Genomic DNA, 17341 nt, shown 5'->3' with positions numbered 1-17341 from the left:
CCCCCCGCCGGCAGGTAGAGCCCGTAGGCGAGCGTGCGCGCGCCGCGCTGCGGCGTGGCCGGCGCGACGTGCTCGGCGCGCCGCCATTCGCCGCCCGCCCAGGCGGCCCCGCGCGGCCCCACGCGCGATTCGCGCGGCGGCGTCGTGGGGCGGCTGGCGCTGGAGGCAGAAGCGGGGGCAGCAGCACGGGCGGCAGTCGGAGCGGCGGCCTGGGTAGCTGGTGCCGCCTCGGTGGCCGCGGTCTGGGCGGCTCGCCAGAGGGCGTGCGCCTGGGGCGCGTGAGCGCCGGCTTCCTGCAGCGCCGTGCGAGCGGCGCGATTCTGGATGGCGAGCAGACGTCGCATGCCACCCGCCCACAGCTTCGTCAGATCTTTCGTCATCATCGGCCTTGTGAAAGGGGGTCGGATACGTAACTGGAGAATCCAGCAACGTTTTATTGTTGCAATGCACAATAGCACTAATCAATGGACACTGCAGAACGAAGCGCAGAAACTCCACGCGGCCATCGTGCAGCGCAACCACAGGTCAGACAGATGGAGCCGATGCCGAGGTTTTTCGAGAGGGATATACTGGAAGACTATGTGACGCGCATGTCCGCCCGGAAGGCCGCTTGCGCGTGAAGCCAGTAACGTCGTCGGCAAGTTCGTTGCCAACCTCGCTGGATAACCCTTTTCATTTGCGCCGTTGCGGCGCCGAGCCATGCCAGATTTGCCTCTTCACCAGTGGTACGCGATCACGAACTTCGGCGGCGCCGGGCTGACGCTGCCGCTCGCGCTCGCGATCGCGCTGTGGCTCGCCGCCGGCTACTCCATGCGGATGGCGGCGAGTTGGCTGCTGCTGCTCGGCGCTTCGATCGGTGTCGTCACGGTCACCAAGATTGCCTTCCTCGGCTGGGGCGTCGGCGTGCGCGAGCTCGATTTCACGGGCGTGAGCGGTCATGCCATGCTGTCCACGGCCGTTTATCCGGTGGCATTCTTCCTGATGCTGCAAGGCGCCCGGCCGGCGCTGCGCGCCGCGGGGGTCGCGGCGGGGCTCGCCATGGGCGTGGCCGTGGGGCTCTCGCGCGTGGTGCTGGAAGCACACTCGCCGTCCGAAGCGGTCGCCGGCTTTGTGGTCGGCGCGCTCACGGCGCTCATTTTCGTGCGCTACTGGTGGAACGCGCAGGCAGGCCGCATTTCGGCGGCAGCCGTTACGCTCAGTCTCGTTGCCCTCACTTTCGCGCTGCACAACGTTCGGGTGCCCACGCACCGCTGGGTCACGCACCTCGCGCTGACCGTATCGGGCCACGAGCAACCCTATGTGCGCGCCCGCTGGAAGGCCAACCGCAACAATCCGTCGGCCGCCTCGCCCCTCTCGCAGACGCGCAACACGCTGGCCGCCCCGACCCCGACCCCGCGGCACGCCTGAGCGAACACGGCGTTCAGCCGCTCACGCCCAGCAGCACGCTCGAAGCCTTGAAGACCGCCGTGGCCGCAGCACCGGCCACGAGACCCAGCGCATCCACGCTCGCATCCGTCACCACCGCCGCGATCACCGTGCCGCCCGGCAGCGCAAGCGTCACCTCCGCATTCACGGCCCCGCGCCGCACCTCGTCTATCGTCCCGCCAAGGCGGTTGCGCGCCGAGAGCCGGGCCGCCGCCTGCGGATCGCCCGCCACCAGCACCACCGACGAAGCCTTCACGAGCGCAACCGCCGCGGCGCCTTCGGTGAGTCCCAGCGCTTCGGTGCTTTCGCGCGTCACCACGGCCACCACCGTCTGACCGCCGGGCAGCGCAAGCGACACCTCGTCGTTCACCGCACCGCACGCGATGCCGGAAACCCTGCCGTAGAGATAATTGCGCGCGCTGGTGCGCAGGCTAAAGCGGCCGAGCAGCGCCAGATCGCTGTCGAGTTGGCCCGCGGCGTTCTCGCCGCCGAGCGCCGCCGCAGCGGCGGCCGCCCGCTCCAGAAAACGCCGGTGCTCGCGCTCGATGGCGTGCCAGGTCTCGATGAGGCGCAGCGCGCGCGCCGTGAGCGTCGTGCCCCCGCCGCCCTTGCCGCCCGCGGCACGCACCACGAGCGGCTCGCCCGCCAGGTTGTTCATCGCGTCGATGGCGTCCCACGCGCCCTTGTAGCTCATGCCCACCGCCTTCGCGGCGCCGGTGATCGAGCCGGTTGCGCGAATGGCGGCCAGCAGGCCGATGCGCGTGGCGCCACCCAGCATCTGCTGGCCGGACTGAAACCAGAGCGCGCCGCCCACGCCGAGTTCGGGAGGGGTCGCCCCGGCCGGCAACGAATCGGAAGAAGAAGGGTTCATCGCGCACAAGGACGCCAGAGTAAGGGCGTTCGATTATAGAGACGCGTGCCGCACGGAACACAGTCCGGGCCTCACTCGCCCGAGACCTTCGGTTTGGGCAATTCGCGCAGCAGCCGCTCGCCTTCCTTCGCGGTGGATCGCTTGACGGCTTCGCACCAGCCGCGCGCGAAACCGAGCAGATAGGGATCGATGGCCATCGCTTCGATAAAGCGCAGCGCCACGGCCGCGTCGTTGCCGTCGCCCAGCACGGATTGCAGCCGCGCCAGCGTGCGCGCCGTTTCCGTGCGCGTGCGGCGCGAGGCGATGGGCGCGAAGAACTCCAGCGTGTAGCGCAGGTACTTCGCGTTGATGCGCGCTTGATGCCGGCTCGCTTCGTCGATGGCGGTGAGCCTGGGCGTCTCGGCGAGGTGTTTGTAATAGCGCCGCACCCGCTTTTGCGCCTGCTCGTGGAGCGGGCGCGCGGTGTCGTGCGGCCCCTCGCCCGCCGTCTCGCCGTACACGCGGGCGGCCAATGCGGCCAGCCAGCGCAGCCACGCCAGCGCAACATGCGCATAGCGCGGCGAGCGCAGTGCGTCGCGCACGCGGGCGCGCGCCACGAGCCGCGCCTGGTCGGCCTCTTCGCGCACGGCCGCCCAGCGCTCGGGTTCGGTGTCGGCGGCGGCGAGCGCGGGCAGCGTCGATTCCACGAAGACATCGCGGTCGCGCGCCTCGCCCAGCAAGTCGCCCAGCCACTTCAGATCGGGCTTGATCTGCGCGCTCCAGGTCTCGTCCTGCCAGCGCGCAAAGATGCGCATTGCCGTGCGCAGGCGCCGCTGCGAAACGCGCATCTGATGGATGAACTCCGTTTTCGGCGAATCGCGTACGCCTGCGTCGTTGCCGAACCATTGCGCGCTGATGTTGCGGCCGATGGCGACGAGCGCGGCCGCGTCCGTGTGCGCCCCCGCCAGATCGACGGGCGCGGCGCGCGCGGCTTCGGTGCCGCCGGCCAGGCTGCCGGTCGCGGCGCGCTCGAGTGCGTCCGTCATGCGCACGAACGCGGGCGCGTCGGCGGGCGCGGCGTCGATCAAGGCGTCGGCGCAAGCGAACAGCACGTCGGCGATGGGGGCGGGATCCGCGTCGTCGGGCCATGGCGCGCGCACGCGCAACTCGTGCAGACGCGGGCCTTCCTCGGCGAGATCGGAAGCCGTTGCCGTTTCGTGCAACTGCGCATCGAGTATCAGCTCGGCCTCGATGCCGTCGCGCACCCAGGGCCAGCGGTAACGCACGGCGCTCAACCCCACTACCGGGACCGGCTTGCCCACTGCGGCCAGGGCCTCGCGAAACGGCTCGGGCGCGGCATCGAACAGCGAATCCGCAATGCCGTCGGCATCGAGCGGGGCCTCGAAGATCGGCGTGATCGCGTGAATGCCGGGCGTCAGGGCATGGCGGCGCGACACGGCGACCTTGCTCGCGTCGCCGCGCGTCTCCACGGCAATCCGCCAGCCGTCGAGGGCCCGCCGCGTATCGCAGTCGTCGCGGCCGAACAGGGTGGTGGCGACGCGCGCCCCGCCGACTGTCGCCGTGCCGAGTTGCGGCAGTGCATCAATGAATGCCGCCGCCAGCGTGGCGGGCGCCGCCAAGCCGCGCGGGGCATGCTTGTGGGGCGCGGCAGGCGCGAGAAGAACGATGTCCAGCACGATTTCCAGAACACGAACCATGAACGCTCCAGCGATCGGACGGAGGACGCAGCAAAGTGACGGGGGAATCGAAACGGCGACCACGGATCTACTGACCCTCATAGTACAACGCCCTGTCAGAACCCTGACAGGGCCGACCGCGAGAAAGACGCGCGTGCTGCCGCCCATCCCTATGTACTTTGACTATTATCAAGACAACAAATCGGCGGCAGCGAAAGAATGTTTACATTTATTGTCGACAACCCTGCTTTTCTTAAGGAGTATTGAGTGTTCCCGGAATTCAGAGACCTGATCTCGCAGCTCAAGACCGAAGACGACCACTTTGCGCGGCTCTTCCACCGTCACAACCAACTGGACCAGGAGATCAAGAACATGGAGGCCGGTATCGTGCCGGCCGACGACATGGCAATCGAGCAACTGAAGAAAGAGAAGCTGCAGCTCAAAGATTCGCTGTATCAGATACTCGTCAAAGCCTCGCAGGCCTGAAGCGGCGCTGTCGCTGTTCTTGCGTTGTCTTTGGGTTGTGCGCCATGACTGTGCGCGTTCGCGATCGAACGCGCACAGGAACGCCCGCGTGCCGCAATGCTGGCACGCGGGCACGTGCGTCCGCCGCGGCGGCCCTGCTACCCGCGCGGAAGCACTACCGGAAACACTACTGGAAGCACTACCGGCTGCACAAAAGGGAGCCGCATCGCAACAGGCTCGTCACGATCAACACAAAGCCGGCGCACACGATCGCCAGTCCGATTGCCTTACGTGCCAGCGAACCTGCGCGCCTGCACGCCGTATATCTGAGAAGCCGGCTATGGGTTCTGCGCAACATTCATTCACCTACGGAGAGAACACCCGCCGGCCGCCACCGAAGCGCGGCGGGAGCAGGGCGCGGCACCCGCGCATGCCGGCGCCCCAGGGTGTCACGAGTTGCGACGGCGCGCGCTGCGGGATGCAGCGCGATATTCGGCCAGGAAGAACTGCAAGCCTCCAAGCTGCTGGGCCAGATAACCGCCCGTCGCCATCGATTCCGGCGCCCGCTTGTCGCCGGTCGGCGGATATTCGTTCGAGAAGTCGGCCGTGCCGAAGAGCATGTCCCAGAACGGAAACACCGCCCCATAGTTGCACGAATTGCGGCCGGCAGCGCGCAGGCCGTGGTGCAGCCGGTGAAAGCGCGGCGACACGAGCAGCCTGTCGCCGAGCCAGCCGAACGAGAGCTTGATGTTCGCGTGGCTGAGGCTTTCGATGAACCGCATGAACAGGAAGAGCAGCGGAAACTGCAGCGGCGGAATGCCGATCGCGAGACCGACGACGCCGAACCACAGGCCCGCGACAAGATCGTCGAGCAGATGATTGCGGTCGTCGGACCAGAAGCTCATCTGGCGCTGCGCATGATGCAGGGCATGCAGCGCGTACCAGCTGCGGAAGGCGTGGGAAAGCCGGTGCCGCCAGTAATCGGCGCAATCGAGAATCAACGCATAGAAGATGAAGGTGATGACCGGATGCCCCAGCAGCGACGGAATGATCGTTTCGAGCGTCGGCGGGATGTAGCCGAGGCTCACGACAAAACCGTTGACCCAGACCTGCACCTGATAAAACAGGAGGAAGCTGACGACCGGCAGCACGCCGACGCGGTTGAGCACCGTATAGAACGCGTCGGTCAGCACGGCCTTGCGATCCTCCCAGCGTTCGATCGGGAAGAAGGCTTCGAGCGGCCAGCACACGGCGTAGGTGGCGATCACGGCGAAGAAGCCGTAGACGCAAATGAGCGCCCAGTCGAACGAAAGCTCCTCCCACTCCATCCAGCCGAAGTGATAGAGCACCGGCAACACGAGGTACTGGTCGATCTCGCCGGCCAGCATGTTGAAGAGCCTGTCGATGAATGTCAGCATGGCGAACCTGTCACAGTGCTTCGGCCGTGACGAGGCCTGGGCGGCTCAGCTCGGTCGTGAGAAAAATGCCGTGCGGGGAACGCCCCACCTCGATCGTCTCGTAGTTGCCGCTCGCGGGATCGAGCACTGCGACCTGCTCGCGAAAACGCAGCGTCACCCACAGCATGCCGTCCGGACCGACGCTGACGTCGTCGGGGCCCGCCGCGTGGAACGGATACGTACGGCGAAGCTCGTACGTGACGGGATCGAGCGCCGCCAGCGAGCCGCCAATCCGGTTGCTCACATAAAGCGTCTTGCCATCCGGCGTGAGGAAGATGTTGTGCGGGCCGACGCCCGTCTTGATCTTGCGCAGCACCTTGCCGTCCGCCGGATCGACCTCGGCGACGTGATCGGCGCCCATCACGCAGACCAGCACCTTGCCGTTGTGCCACAGCACCCCGGCGGGCGTGGCGCCGACCTTCGAGGTCCAGCGCACCGTCATGTTGGTGAGATCGAACGCCACGAGCGTGTCCGACTCCTGCATGGAGCTGAAGCTCGTGCGCGAGTCGGGGGTGAAGTCGAGGTGGCTCGGCATCTTGCCCACTTCGAAACGCTTGACGAGGGTCAAGTCGTCGGCCCGATAAATATCGACGTAATTCAGGCGCAGCGCGTTGACGACCAGGTAGCGGTGGTCGGGACTGAAACCGAGCTGATAGGGATCCGCAATCGTCTTGTGGCCAATCGCGGTGCCGGTGCGCGGATCGACGATGAACAGCGCATTACCGCTTGCGTCGGCAATGTAGAGCTTGCTGCGATCCGGCGTGAGCGCCCAGTGGCTGGGCTCGCGCAGCGTCGGCAGCGTGCGGACGACGCGACGCGTCGTCATGTCGATGACCGAAACGCTCGCTTCGCCGGAATTCATCACGATGGCAAGCGCAGGCGTGGGAGCGGCAGCGGCGGCCAGGCCGGAGCGCAGCGAAAGTAGCGGGGACAGACTGAGGCCCAGAGGAACGGCGAGGCTTCGGCCAAGCCATGTGCGGCGGGAATGCTTCATGGTGTATGCGATCCGGAATGGTGCGGCAACGCTCGTGTAAGGCGAGGTGGCGCTGCGGGTACGAGCCACGAAACTATATCGTGCTGCGCTTTCAATTCGACTAACGCCGGGCGTTTGCGGATGCATTATCCCGGCGGCCGATCAATAGCGGTCACGGTCGTCGTCGCCCTCACCGCTTCAGATACCCAGTCACGAGGCGCGCCGCCTCGTCGATGAGCGCCTCCATCATTGCATCCGTAAGCACCGTGGAATAGTGCAGCACTGCGTTGTGCGTCAACGCCTCGATGGTCGTTACGCAGACATAGGATGCGAGCCCCACGTCGTCGATGCGCAGTTCGTCGCGGTGCCGCTCCAGATAAGTGCTGAACAGGGTGAAGTTCTCGCGGTTGAACGTTTCCAGCTTCTCGAGCTCGCCCACGCGCGGAATCTGCTCCGCGAGTACGCGATGCAGCCTGGGATCGACACGGTGAGCCTTAACCGCAACCGTGACGAGTTTGCGCACCGCCTTGTCGACCGGTTCGGCCAGGACCCCCGCCAACTCGCACCGGACCATCTGCATGATCTCCCGCTGGTGGCGCTCGATGACGGCAGCAACGAGTGCCTCCTTGCTGGGGAAATATTGGTAGAGCGAACCAACGCTCACTCCCGCCACCGCTGCGATGCGGTTGGTGCTGGCCTTGTCGAAGCCTTCCTTGACGAGAATGCGAGCAGTCGCTTCAATCAGCGCATCAACCATCGCGCGCGATCGCTGCTGAGTAGCGACTTTCCTGGGTTTTGTGAGCGGTCTACGTGCCATTTTTCCACGCCGCCAATGCGAGTATGAAAAGCGAATGATAGCTCGTACATTACCCAACATGGAAATGCAAGGCAGCACCTTGCACAATGCGCGCGACGCGCAAAACTCTCGGGAAGTCACGACATGCACGACACCTTGCAACATCTGTTCCGATACAAGGCCTGGGCAAATGACGAGCTGCTGACCGCGCTGGCGAGGCTTGGCCCGTTGCGTCGATTCACCCTGACCCGACTGGCCGTCAAGGCCCTGAGCCACAGCTATGTCGTCGACCGGATCTTCGCCGCGCATCTGCAGCGTAAGACTCACCCCTATACGTCGGCCAACCTGAGCGAGTTGCCGACGCTGGACGATCTGGCCGCGGACATCAGAACATCTGATCAGGAGTACATAGAGTATGTGTCCGGGCTCGGGCAAGACGCCCTGGCGGAACGGATCGATTTCGTGTTCACCGATGGTGCCCCGGGTTGCATGTCCCGGGAGGAAATGCTCGTGCACATCATCAACCATGGCACCGGCCACCGCGGCCAGGTGAGCGCCCTGATGCTGCTCAACGCCCTTTCGCCAGCGAGAGATGGCTTCACGACCTGGTTGCATGAAGCGGAGGCATCGACGAGAGGGCGAGGCTGAGGCGGGGGCGCGAAGCCGCTGTCGAGTTCGCGCTAACGCCGGATTACCTACGATCTCTCACGTCGCGTACTGCGCAATCCCGTTGCCGAACGACCAGTTCTCGCGCGCCACATCCACCAGATTGACGAACACGTCCTCGGGCCGCACGCCTGGGCTGTCCGCGAGATTGCGCGCGATCTGCGCGAATAGCGCCTTCTTCTGATCCTGGCCGCGCGTGTTGCTTACCGCGATCTGGATCATCACGAGGTCGTCGCTGCGCTCGATGCCCAGGTAATGGCGGCCGAAGAAGAAGTTCTCCGCGTCGTGTTCGTTGACCAGCATGAAGAAGTCGTCTTCCGGCGCCTTGAACACTTCCATGAGCGCGCGATGGACTCCCTTGGCGAGCGCTTCGCGGTATTGGGCGGGCTTGCCGGCGCGCACGGCGATTCGGGTAAAGGGCATGTCGTTCTCCTTGATCGAATTGACATGCACAAGCTTAGGCGAGCATCATCATGATTAACAGATATGGATAGATATTTCATCTATTTACAATAGAAATGAATCATGAGATGAAACCGCTCGACCTCGATGCCGTGCGCGCGTTCGTGCTGGTTGCCGAACTGCGCAGCTTCACGCGCGCCGCCGACGCGCTCGACACCACGCAATCCGCCGTCAGCCTCAAGCTCAAGCGCCTCGAAAGCCATCTCGGGCGCCAATTGCTCGAACGCACGCCGCGCGTCGTGCGCCTGTCCCCCGATGGGCTGGCGTTCCTCGGTGCCGCGCGCGACCTGCTCGGCGCCCATGAGCGCGCGCTAGGCGTGCTGACCGACGACGAACGGCACCTGGCGCTCGGCCTCTCCGAGCACGTCGCCGACGCGCAGCTCGCGAGCCAGCTCGCCAGCCTGCGCGCGCACGACCCGGGGCTCGTGATCGAGCTTCATCTGGGATCGTCGGCAACCCTGCTCGCCCAGTACGACGAGCGCCGGCTGGACGCGGCGATCATCCGCCAGGAAGACCACGAGTTGCCGCGCGGCGACGCGCAGACGCTCTTCACCGAGCCGCTGGTCTGGCTGGCCGCGCCCGGCTTCCACTGGCAGCCGGGCGTACCGCTGCCGCTCGCGCTGGTGGCGCCGCCCTGCGCGGTGCACGCCATGGCGGTCCGGGCGCTCGATACGGAAGGGATTGTCTGGAACAAGGTGTTCGTGGGCGGCGGCGTGGCCGCCGTGGGCGCGGCGCTGGAGGCCGGACTGGCCGTTTCGCCGCTCGCGCGGCGCGTGGCGCCGCGCGCGCTCGTGGACGTGAGCGCGCGATTCGGTCTGCCCACGCTGCCCGCTTCGCGCGTGCAGCTTTACTCGCGCGTGCGCGAGCCGCGTTCCGCGGCTACGCTGCAACTGCTCGCCGCGAGCCTCGGGGCCGGGTAAGCCAGACGTCAGCCAAGGATGGGCGGCAACTCGCGCGGCTGTGCCGTGGAGGAACGATGCGGTGCGTTAGCCGACGCCGGGGACGCCTGCACCACGAGTTTGCGGCGCGCGGCCGGGCGCGCTGCAGCGGGTTTTGCCGGCGCACGGCGCGGCGCATGGGCCGCACCCTCTCGCGCATGCGCCTGTGCCGCGGCGTGCGGGTTGCCATGGGGCGCCTTCGCCGCATGGGCCGCGCCGGCATGCGGGCTGGCCTTGTGCGTCCGGGCATGCGCCGCCGAATGACTGCCGCCGTGATGCGCTGCCTTCGGATGCGTTCGGGCCGCCCCCGGCTTCGCGTGCGTTTCGCGCTTCGGCTTGCGGGCGTGATTCCCGCGTTTCGCGGCATGCGCACCCTTTCCCGCGTGCGCCCGGGCACCCGTCTGCGCCTGCTGCACACCCGCTGCCCCCGCGCCCCCGCCTGACCCGGCCGCCACGGCCGCCGTCGATATCCACATTGCCGCGACCAACACTGCCACTGCCCGCACGTCGCCCTCCTGACTACCCGTCTCGATCTTTGGTTTACCGGCCGGCGATTATACCCAACCTGAACTTGCAATAATCCATATATGGACTAATATTTAGTCAAAGTTCATTTTAGGACTCAATCATGCCGTATGCGAGCGCTTCTTCGCCTGCCGCCCCGACCCGACGACCGGGGGCCGAGCCCACCCTCACCCAGATGTCGGCGGCCGGCCTGCGCGCCTTCTTCAACATCGCGCGCGACTGGGATTTGACGGCCGACGAGCAAATCGTCCTGCTCGGCTCGCCGGGCCGCTCGACCTTCTTCAAGTGGAAGCAAACGCCGGAATCCGCCCGCCTGGGCCGCGACACGCTGGAGCGGCTCTCGCTGCTGCTCGGCATCTACAAGGCGCTGCAGATCCTGCTGCCCCAGCCCGCCGCCGCGGACGCCTGGGTCAAGCGTCCCAACAGCGCGCCGCCGTTCGGCGGCCGGCGCGCGCTCGACCGCATGCTGGCCGGCAATGTCAGCGACCTCGTGGCGGTGCGTCAGTATCTGGATGCGATGCGGGGCGGCTGGGCGTGACGCAAACGAACTGGCAGCACCGCTGGCGCAGCGCGCCGCTCGCATGGTCGCCGGCGTACCGGGTCATTCCCACCCGCTTTCCCGCCGTGAACCTGTTCGACCGCGTGGCATCGGCCGAGGACTTCGAGGCGCTCTACGCGCTCGAAGCCCTCACCAACGACCGCCTGCGCACGGAAACCGGCGAACTCGATCTCGTGCCGCGCGAAGAGCGCCGCTTCGGCCCCGGCTATGGCCCGATCATGGCCGCCTTCACGCACCTGAATCCCCAGGGCAGCCGTTTTTCCGACGGCAGCTACGGCGTGTTCTACTGCGCGCGCTCGCGCGAGACCGCCATTGCCGAGACGCGCTACCACTCGGCACTGTTTCTCGCCGCAACCCGCGAGCCGCCGCTGCGCCAGCAAATGCGGCTCTACACGGTGGAAGCGAAAGGCGAAGTGGTCGATCTGCGCGACGATCCCGCGCTCGACCCCGCCGTGCTCTCGCCGCTCGACTACGGGGCCGGCCAGGCGCTTGGCCGCGCGGTGCGGGCGGCGGGCGCGCCCGGCATCGCCTACCCTTCCGTGCGCGACGCGGGCGGCGAGTGTCTTGCCGCGCTGCGCACGTCGATCGTGCGCGCGTGCCATCACGCGGCCTACCTCGAATACAACTGGAACGGCCAGGCGGTCGATATGGTGTTCGAACTGAACCGCGTGGGCTGAGCGACAAAACCCGAGCCCAAACGCACGGCGGCCGGGAAGCCGCTGCTTCAGGGCAGCGCTATCTGCGCGGCGCCTTGCTCGCGCGCCTCGGTTGTCGAGGCCGACCACTGCCGCTGCGTGAGCGCCTCGACTATCGTCAGGCGACCTTCGGGAATGAACGCGCCAGTATCGATGAAGATCTGCGCGCCGATCTGGCGCACTTCGCGCATCGGCGTATGACCGCAGTAGGTGGGGGAAAGGCCGCGCTTCGGCCTCGCCTCGCCGAGCGCGAGCGCGCGTCCCCAGAGCAGGCGTTCGCGCACGGTGTCGTCGAAGCGGGCCGCGTCGAGCTCGGCATCGTCGCCGAAAAATTCCGCATGGAGCACGTTGAAGCGCGCGCCGCCTTCGCCGATCACGCGCACGAGCGGCAGCTTGCGCAGGCGTGCGGCGTGCTGCACGAGCGCGCCCTCCGGCAGCGACTCGGCCCACCCGCCACCGATGCCGTACCAGCGATAGCGCGGCTGGCGGCCCTCGGCCACGGCGCACATCGTGTCTTCGTGATTGCCGAGCACCGCGAAGAACCACGGCTTGTCGAGGAGGGCCAGTGCCTCCACGCTCTGGTCGCCGCGATCGACGAGGTCGCCCACCGAGAACAGCCGGTCGCGCGACGCGTCGAACCCCACCTCGCGCAAAAGAAAGCGCAACGCATCCACGCAGCCGTGCAGATCGCCGACCACGAAATCGCGGCCGGCGGTGTTGCCTGCGTGATGCTCGATAACAGGAATGGGTGCGGGAATCATGCCCTCATGATAGCGCCGCCGATCAGTCCGCGCGTGTCACGTCTGCGCGCAGGCGGCGTGCCGGCCTGGGAGGCGCGCGCCTGCGCGCCCCCACCCGCTTGCGGTGCCCCATGCCGGGCGCGCCAGGCTGCGCGCCCGAAGCTACGCTCACTGCGGCTGGGCGCGCAGCGTGCCGACCTGATCGGGCGTGATCGTCGCCTGCGGATTGCCGAACTGCTTCGTCACGTAGTTCGAAATCGCGGCAACCTGGTCATTGGTGAGCTCGCTGCCGAATGCGGGCATCAGCACGTCCGCATCCTTCGTTTTGCGCGTCACGCCGTGCAGGATCACCATGGCCAGGTTGCCCGGGCTGGCCGCGCCCGCCACGCTGTTGTGAATCAGCGCGGGGTAGGCGCCCGGCGCGCTCGCGCCGATGCCTTCGCCGGTCCAGTTGTGGCAGCTCGCGCAGTTCGCGACGAAAAGCTGCACGCCGTTCACGCTCGTCACTTCGGTGCCGCGCAGCGTCGTCACGTCGTCCACGGCAGGCTTCCCCCACGAGTCGCGCGAGCGCGTCACGCCGCCCGAAATCGGCTGCTGCCCGCGCAGGTAGGCCACGACCGAGTGCAGGTCTTCGTCGGTGAGATATTGCGTGGAGTTCTGCACGACTTCGGCCATCGGTCCCGCCGCGTTTGCGTGGCCGGCGGCGGCGCCGGTCGAAAGATAGGCGATCAGTTCGTCGTCGCTCCAGTTGCCGATGCCGCCCGCCTTGTCCGGCGTGATGTTGTAGGCCTGCCAGCCCGCCTGGGTCGCGCCCGCGAAGCGCTCGCTCTTGCTCAAGCCCTGCATGAAGTTGCGCGGTGTGTGGCACTCCTCACAATGTGCCAGCCCTTTCACGAGATACGCGCCGCGGTTGTATTCGGCGCTCTGTTGCGGGTCCGGCACGAAGCGCCCTTCGTTGAAGTTGAAGAGGTTCCAGACGACCATCAGCCAGCGCAGGTTGAACGGGAAGCGCAGTTCGTTGGCGGGCGGTGCGTAGTGAATGGGCGCGACGGTGTTCAGATAAGCGCGGATCGCCTGCACGTCCTGTTCGGTGACGCGCGTGAATTCCACATACGGGAACGCCGGATAGAGCCGCTCGCCGTTCTTGCCGATGCCTTCGTGCATCGCGCGCATGAAGTCGGCGTCGCTCCACTGGCCGATGCCGGTGTCCGGGTCGGGCGTGATGTTCGGCGTATAGATCTTGCCGAACGGCGTGACGATAGGAAGTCCGCCCGCGAATGGACGGCTCTTGTCGGCGGTGTGGCAGGCCACGCAGTCGCCCACGCGCGTGAGGTACTCGCCGCGCTTCACGAGTTCGGGCTGATTGACCGCCGTGCCGTCGGGCGTCGCGTCCGATGCCTGGCCATGCGCGGCCGGCAGGGGCAGTTCGTCCACGGGCCGGGCCGCGCCGTCGTGCGAGGCGTGCCACGCAACATAGAGCGCGAAAGCACAGAAAAAGACCGCTGCCAGCGCGGTGCGCGTGTGCCGGGTGCGGGCCACGGGTGCGAGCAGGGCGGCGCGTACGCAAGGGGACTGTCGTTCGTTCATCGTCTGTCTCCGGCCGGTGCGCATCAGAGCTCGTGCCGCAGTTTGTCGGCCAGCTTCAGCGACAACGCGGCAATCGTGAGCGTGCAGTTCACCGATGCCGCGGTGGGCATCACCGCGCTGCTCGCGATGAACAGGTTCGAATGGTCATGCGTGCGGCAGTCGGCATCCACGACCGAGTCCGCGGGGTTGGCCCCCATGATCGTCGTGCCCATGATGTGGTTGTTCGGCGCGAAGGTGTCGTCGAAGGCGACCTCGGTGCCGCCGAAGAGCTGCGCGATCTGCGCATACAGATCGTGCGTATTGGCCGCGCTTTTCTTCACGTAGTCGTTGATCGAGTAGTAGATCTCGGGCTGCGGAATGCCGAGCGCGTCCTTGCGCTCGCCCGAGGGCAGCACGCGGTTCTGCGGCTCGGGCAGATGCTCGTGAAAGCTGTTGATGTTGAGCGTGCGCGCCGCGCGGTCGCGGATCTGGCGGTCCAGTTCGGCCCCCGTCACGCCGTTCTTGATGAGCGCGGCGGTCACCGCCATCGTGCCGACGCCGTTCGAAAGATGCAGTTTCTTCGAGGCATAGTCGGAGCGGAACGCACCGTCGCGGAAGTTCACCACGGAGGTCATTTCCATGGGCCCGCGGCCCGGCCACAAGGGCTCGTTGGCGAGGAACGCGACGCCCGTGCCCGGGTGATCCATGAGGTTGCGGCCCACCTGGTCGGAACTGTTGCCGATGCCGTGCGGAAACGCATCGCTCACGGACATCAGCATCAGCTTCGGCGTTTCGATGCCGTTCGCCGCGAGCACGAAAAGCTTGCCGGTGACGCGGGTGCTGTTGCCGTTCGGGTCCTTGTAGTGGACCGCGGTAATGAGCCCCTTGTTGTCGGCCTCCACGCGATAGACCACCGCCTGCGCAATCAGCCTGGCGCCCGCATGCTCGGCTTTTTCGGCGTGGACTATGCCGCCGTACATCGCCGCAATCGGGCAGATCGGCATGCAGTTGTTGTTCCCGCAGCAGGTGGGACGCGCGTCGTAGGGCCGGCTGTTGCGCGCCACCGGCTCGGGCACCACGTGAAAACCGTTCGCGTTGAGCACGTCCGAAAAGCGCTGATCCATGTACGAAAGCGGCAGCATGCTCATCGGATAGGGATGCGAGCGCGGCGAACCCAGATCGTAGGAGGCGCCCGGCCCCGACACGCCCAGCGCCTCCTCGGCCGCCTGGTACCACGGCTCGAGCGTCTCGTACGGATACGGCCAGTCGCGGCCCACGCCGTATTGCGTTTTCAGGCGGAAATCCGCGGGCAGGAGCCGCCACGCGGCGGCGGCCCAGTGCCACGTCGTGCCGCCCACGAGGCGCAGGTACTGCGAGTTGTAGGGATAGTCGCCTTTCTGGATCAGGTAGTCGTTGGCCGGCGAGTATTCGGGATGCGGGGCGTAAGGCGAAGAGGGATAAGGTGTCGCGAAGTCGGCTTTCGCGGGCGAGTTGCGGAAGTTCTCCACGATCTGCCAGCGCGCGAGGCGCGGCCCGGCTTCGAGCAGGATCACCGAAGCGCCCGCCTGCGCGAGCTGATACGCGACCAGACTGCCCGCCACGCCCGAACCGACCACGACTACGTCGGCAGAGTTGTCTATCGCCATTGTCGTCCTCTTTCTTCTGGCTTTCGTTGTGGGGACCGCGCGCGGCATTGCGCAACCGCCGCGCCACGCCGACGCGGCGGCCGTCGCGTGCGAGAGGCAGCACGCGCGAGGCCATGCGTGACGTGCCCAGGCCCTGGCACGCCTGCCGGAACGCTCTGCCCGGCCGGCGTGCGGAATGCGGCACGTCCGCCACTGCTACAACCGCCCGTGCTCAACTGCTGCCGGGCTTTTTCGTCCAATAGAACGGCACGTCGCGACAATACGACGGAATGGTCAGCACATCGTTGACCGGATCGAACATCAGCGCCTTCTCGTACGCCACCACCTCGATATGCGGAGAATCGCCCACGAGGCCCAGATACCAGGCGCGCATGATGTCGCCCACCGTCGTCGCGAGTTCGGGCTGCGCGTCTTTGAGCGCCGCGGTCACGCTGTCCGAGGGCACGCCGCCGTGGCTCTGCAGCCAGCCGCCGAGCGCGCCCACGTTCGAGGCAAACTGGCTGTTCGCGCGGGCGAGCGACGCATAGATGCGCTCGCCGAGCAGCTTGTCGAAGCTGGTGCGGCCGGTCAGCCGTTGCGAGAGCGCGATGAAGGCGTCGTAGCCGCTGTCGTCGGGGGAGGTGGCGGCGAACACGCGCGCGAAGCCGGGCAGCGAGCCGGGGCGCCCGGCCATCGTGAAAGCCAGCACCGCCGCGGCGGCGCACGCGCCGGTCACGAAGTGCCGGCGGCCGGGCCGGTGGCCCGAGGTGTGGGGCGTCCCGTCCTGCGTCACATCTGTCATGCGGACTCCAGATGAGTTTCGTAGCGAGCCGGCAGCCATGTTGCCTGCCGGGTCCGGGGCGATACGAACGAGGTTTGCTATCGTGTTGCGGCGTGCACGGCGCCTTTCCGGATGAAAGGTGCCGATGACGCGCCGCGCAAGCAATATAGCCTTTCCTGGCGCGATTAGACAAACCCGTTGCCATCATGCATGGCATAAAACGCACGATAGAATCGCCGCAGCAGGCCCCTGCCCAACGTTTTGCCACATTCACGACGACATGAATCTCTACCCTCAGGTGTTACGCAACCGCCCATACATGATGCTCGGGGCGCTGGCCGGACTCGCGGTGGGCTTCCTTTCGCCGGCCGCGCTCAGGCCCACGGCGCGCGTGCTGCTGGGCTGGGACGCGGCGATCTGGGTCTACCTCGTGCTGATCTGGGTGCACATGGCCTTCGCCAGCGAAGAGAGCGTGCGCAGCAACGCCCAGCGCGAAGACGAAAACGCGGGCGCGGTGCTCTTCGTGATCTGCACCGCGACGGTGGCGAGCATCGTGGCGATCGTGCTCGAACTCGGCACCACGAAGGACCTCGGCATCGCTTCGAAAGTGCTGCATTCGGCCATTACGGGCCTCACGCTGATCGGCGCGTGGTTCCTCATTCCCACCATCTTCACGCTGCATTACGCGCGCGTGTTCTACGGGTCCGATCCCTCAGCGCCCGCGCTCGTCTTTCCCGACCGCGAGCTTGCGCCGAATTACTGGGATTTCCTGTACTTTTCGTTCACCATCGCCGTGGCCTCGCAAACCGCCGACGTGGGCATGCGCGGGCGCAGCGCGCGGCGCAGCGTGCTCGCGCAGTCCATCCTCTCGTTCTACTTCAATGTGGCCGTGCTGGGCCTGTGCGTGAACATCGCCGCCAGCATGGTAGGCGGCTAACGCCGCGTTCCCTCCCTCCTCCGGGGCGTTCTCCGCCCCGTCGCCGGGCATGCCCCTTGCTGAATGCCCCTCCAAGAGCCTTGCGACGTTCGCGGTTTGGTTCCGGCCTGCTCTTGCACTACATTGAACAGGACGCGCCGCCGCGGGCGCAGCAAAAGCCCACGCCGCGGCTCCGGCACCCTCC

Annotated in this window: 18 protein-coding genes and 1 pseudogene; 7 read left to right on the top strand and 12 right to left on the bottom strand. The window is 66.8% G+C overall.

Annotated elements, in window-relative coordinates; genetic code table 11:
• Positions 1 to 383, bottom strand: a pseudogene (locus BFE01S_RS00320) (hypothetical protein); the annotation flags it as partial.
• 316 nt (positions 384 to 699) lie between these two features.
• Between BFE01S_RS00320 and BFE01S_RS00310 the strand changes: the two are divergent.
• Positions 700 to 1407, top strand: coding sequence for a phosphatase PAP2 family protein (locus BFE01S_RS00310; protein ID WP_028223864.1), 708 nt, complete (start codon positions 700 to 702; stop codon positions 1405 to 1407).
• 13 nt (positions 1408 to 1420) lie between these two features.
• Here BFE01S_RS00310 and BFE01S_RS00305 read toward each other — a convergent pair whose 3' ends face one another.
• Together BFE01S_RS00305 and BFE01S_RS36850 are read right to left on the bottom strand one after the other, a co-directional pair.
• Positions 1421 to 2296 (bottom strand): TOBE domain-containing protein, encoded by an 876-nt coding sequence (locus BFE01S_RS00305; RefSeq protein WP_042336914.1) that lies wholly within the window; start codon positions 2294 to 2296, stop codon positions 1421 to 1423.
• Between the two features lie 71 nt (positions 2297 to 2367).
• Positions 2368 to 3993, bottom strand: coding sequence for a CHAD domain-containing protein (locus tag BFE01S_RS36850; protein ID WP_052420747.1), 1626 nt, complete (start codon positions 3991 to 3993; stop codon positions 2368 to 2370).
• 246 nt (positions 3994 to 4239) lie between these two features.
• On the opposite strand from BFE01S_RS36850, the gene BFE01S_RS00295 reads away from it, so the two are divergent.
• Positions 4240 to 4458, top strand: a complete 219-nt coding sequence (locus BFE01S_RS00295) for a YdcH family protein (RefSeq protein WP_028223862.1) — start codon at positions 4240 to 4242, stop codon at positions 4456 to 4458.
• A gap of 428 nt (positions 4459 to 4886) precedes the next feature.
• On the opposite strand, the gene BFE01S_RS00290 is transcribed toward BFE01S_RS00295, so the two are convergent.
• The 3 genes from BFE01S_RS00290 to BFE01S_RS00280 form a co-directional block, all read right to left on the bottom strand.
• Complete coding sequence (locus tag BFE01S_RS00290) at positions 4887 to 5855, bottom strand: sterol desaturase family protein (RefSeq protein ID WP_028223861.1); 969 nt, start codon at positions 5853 to 5855, stop codon at positions 4887 to 4889.
• 10 nt (positions 5856 to 5865) lie between these two features.
• On the bottom strand, positions 5866 to 6888 hold the full coding sequence (locus tag BFE01S_RS36845) for a YncE family protein (protein WP_169742579.1): 1023 nt from the start codon (positions 6886 to 6888) through the stop codon (positions 5866 to 5868).
• 169 nt (positions 6889 to 7057) lie between these two features.
• Complete coding sequence (locus BFE01S_RS00280) at positions 7058 to 7624, bottom strand: TetR/AcrR family transcriptional regulator (protein WP_245620994.1); 567 nt, start codon at positions 7622 to 7624, stop codon at positions 7058 to 7060.
• A gap of 183 nt (positions 7625 to 7807) precedes the next feature.
• Between BFE01S_RS00280 and BFE01S_RS00275 the strand changes: the two genes are divergently transcribed.
• Positions 7808 to 8311, top strand: coding sequence for a DinB family protein (locus tag BFE01S_RS00275; RefSeq protein ID WP_028223859.1), 504 nt, complete (start codon positions 7808 to 7810; stop codon positions 8309 to 8311).
• A 57-nt stretch (positions 8312 to 8368) separates the two neighbouring features.
• Here the strand turns inward: BFE01S_RS00275 and BFE01S_RS00270 are convergent, their stop codons facing one another.
• Positions 8369 to 8752, bottom strand: coding sequence for a tautomerase family protein (locus BFE01S_RS00270; protein WP_028223858.1), 384 nt, complete (start codon positions 8750 to 8752; stop codon positions 8369 to 8371).
• A 107-nt stretch (positions 8753 to 8859) separates the two neighbouring features.
• Between BFE01S_RS00270 and BFE01S_RS00265 the strand changes: the two genes are divergently transcribed.
• Positions 8860 to 9711: a LysR family transcriptional regulator gene (locus tag BFE01S_RS00265; protein ID WP_028223857.1), complete on the top strand. Its 852-nt coding sequence runs from the start codon at positions 8860 to 8862 to the stop codon at positions 9709 to 9711.
• A gap of 8 nt (positions 9712 to 9719) precedes the next feature.
• Here the strand turns inward: BFE01S_RS00265 and BFE01S_RS00260 are convergent, their stop codons facing one another.
• Entirely contained in the window at positions 9720 to 10235 is a 516-nt protein-coding gene (locus BFE01S_RS00260; protein ID WP_156966855.1) for a hypothetical protein, read from the bottom strand.
• A gap of 194 nt (positions 10236 to 10429) precedes the next feature.
• On the opposite strand from BFE01S_RS00260, the gene BFE01S_RS00255 reads away from it, so the two are divergent.
• The gene (locus BFE01S_RS00255) at positions 10430 to 10792 is read left to right on the top strand and encodes an MbcA/ParS/Xre antitoxin family protein (RefSeq protein WP_042336911.1); all 363 of its coding nucleotides are present in this window, start codon (positions 10430 to 10432) and stop codon (positions 10790 to 10792) included.
• Positions 10789 to 11490 (top strand): RES family NAD+ phosphorylase, encoded by a 702-nt coding sequence (locus tag BFE01S_RS00250; RefSeq protein WP_028223854.1) that lies wholly within the window; start codon positions 10789 to 10791, stop codon positions 11488 to 11490. Before BFE01S_RS00255 ends, BFE01S_RS00250 begins: the two co-directional genes overlap by 4 nt.
• A gap of 47 nt (positions 11491 to 11537) precedes the next feature.
• On the opposite strand, the gene BFE01S_RS00245 is transcribed toward BFE01S_RS00250, so the two are convergent.
• The 4 genes from BFE01S_RS00245 to BFE01S_RS00230 all read right to left on the bottom strand — a co-directional run bounded on the left by BFE01S_RS00245 (position 11538) and on the right by BFE01S_RS00230 (position 16241).
• Positions 11538 to 12269 carry a metallophosphoesterase gene (locus tag BFE01S_RS00245; protein ID WP_028223853.1) on the bottom strand — a complete coding sequence of 244 codons (732 nt, stop codon included), beginning with the start codon at positions 12267 to 12269 and terminating at the stop codon, positions 11538 to 11540.
• A gap of 147 nt (positions 12270 to 12416) precedes the next feature.
• The gene (locus BFE01S_RS36840; RefSeq protein WP_042336923.1) at positions 12417 to 13835 is read right to left on the bottom strand and encodes a cytochrome c; all 1419 of its coding nucleotides are present in this window, start codon (positions 13833 to 13835) and stop codon (positions 12417 to 12419) included.
• Between the two features lie 23 nt (positions 13836 to 13858).
• Complete coding sequence (locus BFE01S_RS00235; protein WP_028223852.1) at positions 13859 to 15460, bottom strand: GMC family oxidoreductase; 1602 nt, start codon at positions 15458 to 15460, stop codon at positions 13859 to 13861.
• Between the two features lie 211 nt (positions 15461 to 15671).
• A complete protein-coding gene (locus tag BFE01S_RS00230; RefSeq protein WP_028223851.1) occupies positions 15672 to 16241 on the bottom strand; it encodes a sugar dehydrogenase complex small subunit in 570 nt (189 codons plus the stop codon).
• 259 nt (positions 16242 to 16500) lie between these two features.
• On the opposite strand from BFE01S_RS00230, the gene BFE01S_RS00225 reads away from it, so the two are divergent.
• Positions 16501 to 17157: a DUF1345 domain-containing protein gene (locus BFE01S_RS00225; RefSeq protein ID WP_028223850.1), complete on the top strand. Its 657-nt coding sequence runs from the start codon at positions 16501 to 16503 to the stop codon at positions 17155 to 17157.
• Positions 17158 to 17341: the final 184 nt, after the last annotated feature.

This window comes from Paraburkholderia ferrariae NBRC 106233 (assembly GCF_000685035.1).
Lineage (GTDB): Bacteria > Pseudomonadota > Gammaproteobacteria > Burkholderiales > Burkholderiaceae > Paraburkholderia > Paraburkholderia ferrariae.
This window is presented reverse-complemented; position numbering and strand designations above follow the sequence as displayed.